5 protein-coding genes and 1 riboswitch are annotated in these 4,853 nt (G+C 70.8%); of the genes, 2 read left to right on the forward strand and 3 right to left on the reverse strand.

Annotated elements, in window-relative coordinates:
* The 3 genes from G6030_RS12550 to G6030_RS12560 form a co-directional block, all read right to left on the reverse strand.
* Positions 1-243 (reverse strand): ABC transporter ATP-binding protein (locus tag G6030_RS12550; protein ID WP_182643346.1); only part of this gene is annotated, 243 nt, incomplete at its 3' end.
* Positions 240-1,268 (reverse strand): iron chelate uptake ABC transporter family permease subunit, encoded by a 1,029-nt coding sequence (locus G6030_RS12555; protein ID WP_182643347.1) that lies wholly within the window; start codon positions 1,266-1,268, stop codon positions 240-242. The genes G6030_RS12550 and G6030_RS12555, both read right to left, overlap by 4 nt.
* Entirely contained in the window at positions 1,265-2,179 is a 915-nt protein-coding gene (locus tag G6030_RS12560) for an ABC transporter substrate-binding protein (protein WP_043568052.1), read from the reverse strand. The genes G6030_RS12555 and G6030_RS12560 overlap by 4 nt, the downstream gene beginning before the upstream one ends.
* Positions 2,180-2,292: 113 nt before the next feature.
* Positions 2,293-2,353: riboswitch (cobalamin riboswitch) on the reverse strand.
* Between the two features lie 216 nt (positions 2,354-2,569).
* Between G6030_RS12560 and G6030_RS12565 the strand changes: the two genes are divergently transcribed.
* A complete protein-coding gene (locus G6030_RS12565; RefSeq protein ID WP_241724341.1) occupies positions 2,570-2,986 on the forward strand; it encodes a carboxymuconolactone decarboxylase family protein in 417 nt (138 codons plus the stop codon).
* A gap of 87 nt (positions 2,987-3,073) precedes the next feature.
* Positions 3,074-4,708, forward strand: coding sequence for a long-chain fatty acid--CoA ligase (locus tag G6030_RS12570; protein WP_007631572.1), 1,635 nt, complete (start codon positions 3,074-3,076; stop codon positions 4,706-4,708).
* Positions 4,709-4,853: the final 145 nt, after the last annotated feature.

Genomic DNA, 4,853 nt, shown 5'->3' on the forward strand with positions numbered 1-4,853 from the left:
CCCGTCGACCTCGATGCGCCCCGCCGCCGGGATGAGGCCGGCCAGCGCGAACAGCAGAGTGGTCTTGCCGGAGCCGTTGGGACCGACCAGCGACACCCAGGACCCGGCGGGCACCGACAGGTCGATGCCGTGCAGGACGGGCGTGCGATCGCGGGCCACGTGGAGGTCCCGGCAGGACAGGGCGGGGCGACGCGGGTCGGCCGGGTCCGCGGCTGCCCGGCGTGCGGGGTCGGTCGGGCTCATATGTGCCCCCGACTGCGGCGCAGGACCACCAGGAAGAACGGGGCGCCGATCGCGGCGGTGACCACCCCGATCGGCAGCTCGGCCGGGCTCATGGCGGTGCGCGCGACGACGTCGGCGAGGACGAGGAACGTCGCCCCGGCCAGCAGGGACGTGGGCAGCAGCAGTCGGTGCCCGGGCCCGATGAGCATCCGCACGGCGTGCGGGATGACGATGCCCACGAACCCGATGAGGCCCGAGACCGACACGACCGCCGCGGTGCCGAGGGTGGCGACACTGATGAGGATGAGGCGCACGCGCGCCGGGGAGATGCCCAGCGTGGCGGCCTCGACGTCGCCGACCGCCATGACGTCGAGCATGCGCCGGAAGAGGGCGATCACCGCCACCGAGACGAGCACGTACGGCAGGACCGTCCGCACGTCGGTCCAGCCGCTTGTGGTGAGGCGTCCGAGCATCCACGAGTACACCTGCCGCAGCGTGTCGTCGTGACGCTGCATGAAGAAGGTCTGGATGGCGCTCGCGAACGCGGCCACCGCGACGCCGGCGAGGATGATGACGACCTCGCTGCGCCCGCCGCCCACGCTGCGCCCCAGCGCGTACGTGGCCATCACGGCGATCATGCCGCCGGCGAACGCGGCGGGCGGAACCAGGCCCGACCCCATCGCGCCGCCCACCACGATGGCCAGGGTCGCTCCCAGGCCGGCGCCGCTGGACACGCCCAGCAGGTACGGGTCAGCGAGCGGATTGCGGAACACGCCCTGGTAGGTGGCGCCCGCGATCGCGAGCGTCGCGCCGACGATCGCGCCCAGCACCACACGCGGGATACGGATCTCCCACAGGATCACCTGCTGGCGCTCGGTGAGGCCGGAGTCCACCGCTAGGAGCGGAAGGCGGTCGAGCAGGTCGAGCAGCACCCCGCCGGCGGTGAGTCCGGCCGGGCCGATGAGGGTGCCCAGCAGCATCGCCGCTCCGAAGAGCAGCGTCGCCCCGCCCAGCACGAGGGCGTGGCGGGGCGACGGGCGGGTCACGGGGTGGGCTGGGGCGCGGGCTGGTCGGCGGGGATCTGCGCGACGATCGCGGCGACCTCGCGCATGAAGTCCACGATGCGCGGGCCCCAGCGGCTGGCGAGGTCCTCGTCCACCACGTGGACCCGGTCCTCGCGCACGGCGGTGAGCCCGTCCCAGCCGGGACGCTGCGCCACGGTCTCCGCGGTCACTCCGCAGCACTGCCCGTCGGCGAGGAAGATGAGGTCAGGGTCGGCCTCGAGGATGAGTTCCTCCGACAGCTGCGGGTAGGTGTCATCGCCGGTGGCGATGGACGCCAGGCCGAGCATGGAGTAGATCTCGCCGACGTAGGTCGCGTCGGTGACGGTGTAGTACGTGTCGTCCAGCTCGTGGAAGTACGTCAGCGGCGTCTCGCGCTCGGGCACCGAGGCGACGATCTCGTCGATCTCGCCCTGCATGCGCGACACCAGCTCGGCGGCCTCGCCGATGTTGCCGGTGGCCGCGCCTACCTGCTCGAGCTGGGTGTACGTCTCGTCGAGCGTCTGGGCGGCGGGCAGCTGGAGCACCTCGACGCCCGAGCGCTCGAGCCCGGCCACGACGTCGGCGTTGTCGTCGGTGAGCACCACCAGGTCGGGGGCGTAGCCCAGGATCGCCTCGAGGTTGGGCGTGTAGCCGGATAGGTCGGTGACCGGCGCGTCCTCCGGGAAGTCGGAGCGCTCGTCCACCGCCACCACCTGGTCGCCCGCGCCGACGGCGTAGAGCATCTCGGTGGTCGTGGGGCTCAGGGACACGATGGCCTGCGGCTCGTCGGCCGCCGCGCCGGCCTGGTCGGCGGGGGCGGGGTCCTCGCCGTCGGAGCCGCTGCACGCGGTGGCGACGAGCGCCAGGGCGGCCAGCGGCGCGATCAACAGGGAGCGGGCTCGTGGGTGGGGCATGGCATCCTCCGCGGCTCGGAGGACGAAAACAGCTCGGGCCGCGGCGCGGGGCCGCTGCACGCGACCGTCCTTCGTCCGAGGTCAGTACGTACGGCTACCGCGGCACCGGCCGACCTGGCTCGCCCGTCCGGGGACGGGATCACAGTTGCGGGACAGCGTCGGATTCGCACCGACTTCCGCCGAGTTGCCGCGGGGGGTCCGACGCTGGTGGCCGGACCCGTCGAGGGTATCCCACCCGTCGCCGCGTCCGCCCATCCTGCGCCTCCGCTGCCGCCCCTGTCCGAGCCGCCCCGCGCCTGGCCGGGGCGGGGCGAGGGCACGCGGAGCTGGTGACGACGGTCGGGGAGGATGGATCGCGATACCTGTCGGCAGTGGGAGAGGACCGTGGAGATGACGACGACGACGAGTTCTGCAGGCGAGGGGCCTTCGGCCGCGGATCTGCGCGAGCAGGGTTTCGCGACCAGGCGCGAGGTGATGAGCGACGCCTTCGTCGACCGTGCCATGGACCGGGCTGTCGGGACGGCGTCGGAGGCGATCCAGCACGCGGTCGCAGAGAACGTGTGGGGCAACATCTGGAACCGGCCCGGGTTGGACCGACGGGATCGCAGCCTGCTTAATATCGGGATGCTCGTGGCACTGCGCGCGGACGCCGAGCCGGCGGGGCATGTACGCGGCGGGTTGACCAACGGGTTGACCCGCGAGGAGATCACCGAGGCGGTCATCCACGCCTCGGAGTACTGCGGCGCGCCGGCGGCCCTCGCGGCGACGAGGACCGTCCAGACCGTCTTCGACGACCTCGACGGGTGATCGCCCACACGGCCCAAGGACGTCATGGACGTCAGGTAGTCTCGACACGAGAGTGACAGACGCCACCCCTCGATCAAGGAGCCCCTCATGAAGAGCACGATGATGCCGGAGCAGTTGAACATCAGCACGATCCTGCAGTTCGGTGCGACCGTCCACTCCGATGCGGTCGTCACCACCTGGACCGATCAGGGACCACGGAAGATCACCTACGGCGATCTGGGCAAGCACGCCGCGCAGCTGGCCAACGCGCTGCGTTCCCTGGGGGTCGACGGTGACCAGCGGGTCGCCACATTCCAGTGGAACAACTCCGAGCACTTGGAGGCCTACCTCGCGATCCCGTCCATGGGCGCCGTGCTGCATCCGCTGAACATCCGGCTGTTCCCGGACCAGCTCGAGTTCGTGGCCAACCACGCAGAGGACAAGGTCGTGATCGTCGACCCGAGCCTCGTCCCGCTCCTGCAGCCGCTCCTGCCCCGGTTCTCGACGGTCGAGCACGTCATCGTCACCGGTGGGGGCGCCGCGAACCTCGAGGCTCCCGAGGGCATCCAGGTGCACGACTACGACGCGCTCCTCGCCGCCCAGCCCACCGAGTTCGATTGGCCGGAGGTCGACGAGAACTCCGGCGCCGCGATGGCCTACACCTCGGGCACCACCGGCGACCCGAAGGGCGTCGTCTACTCGCACCGGTCGATCTACCTCCACTCGATGCAGGTGTGCATGTCCGACGGCATGGACATCTCGCTCGACGACAACGTGCTGGCGATCGTGCCGATGTTCCACGCCATGTCGTGGGGCCTGCCGTACGCCGCGTTCATGGTGGGCGCCTCGCTGCTCATGCCGGAGCGTTTCCTGCAGCCCGAGCCGCTGGCCGCGATGATCGCCTCCGAGCGTCCGACGCTGGCCGCCGCCGTCCCCACGATCTGGCAGGCAGTGGACGCGTACAGCGTGGACCACCCCATCGACATGTCGAGCTTCCGTGCGGTCGTCGTGGGCGGCAGCTCGTGCCCGCCGGAGCTGATCCGCAAGTTCCGGGACAAATACGGGATCAACATCGTCCACGCGTGGGGCATGACCGAGACCTCGCCCATCGGCACCCTGTCCCGCCCGAAGGCCTCCCTGCCGGAGGAGAAGCAGTTCGAGCTCCGCATGACGCAGGGCCGACTCATCGCCGGCGTGAAGGCCCGTATCGTCGACGATTCCGGCCAGGCCCTGCCATGGGACGGCGAGTCCGTCGGCGAGCTGGAGGTCCGCGGCCCGTGGATCACCGGCAGTTACTACAAGGTGGACGCCTCGGACTCCTTCGACGACGGCTGGCTGCGCACCGGCGACGTGGGGTATATCAAGCCCGAGGCGTTCCTGCAGCTCACCGACCGCGCGAAGGACATCATCAAGTCCGGTGGCGAGTGGATCTCGTCCGTCGAGGTGGAGAACTACCTCCTCGAGCACCCGTCCGTGGCGGAGGCCGCCGTGATCGGTGTCCCCGACCCCAAGTGGGACGAGCGGCCGCTGGCCACCATCGTCGTCAAGGACGGTGTGCCCGACCCGAGCGTCGAGGAGCTGCGCGATCACCTGGCCGAACGGATGGCCAAGTGGCAGGTGCCCGAGAAGTTCGCGTTCGTCCACGAGATCCCCAAGACCTCCGTCGGCAAGCTCGACAAGAAGCGCATCCGCGTCTCGCATTCCGACGGCGAACTCACCGTGGTGAACGCCCTGGAGAACTAGGCAGGCGGAAGGTCGAACGCGGGAACGCGTCGTCGGCCAGCGGAGGGCCCGGGATTGCGGTATGACCGCCCCCGGGCCCTGCTTCTGCGCTACTGGCTGCTCGGTGCCAACCGTCCCGCCGGCCGCCACGCCGGCCGCCACGCCG

This window comes from Dietzia sp. E1 (assembly GCF_014145015.1).
Lineage (GTDB): Bacteria > Actinomycetota > Actinomycetes > Mycobacteriales > Mycobacteriaceae > Dietzia > Dietzia cinnamea_A.

Coding starts and splice junctions, on each gene's coding strand:
- G6030_RS12560 (WP_043568052.1), bottom strand. CDS start 2,179: ATGCCCCACCCACGAGCCCGCTCCCTGTTGATCGCGCCGCTGGCCGCC.
- G6030_RS12565 (WP_241724341.1), top strand. CDS start 2,570: ATGACGACGACGACGAGTTCTGCAGGCGAGGGGCCTTCGGCCGCGGAT.
- G6030_RS12570 (WP_007631572.1), top strand. CDS start 3,074: ATGAAGAGCACGATGATGCCGGAGCAGTTGAACATCAGCACGATCCTG.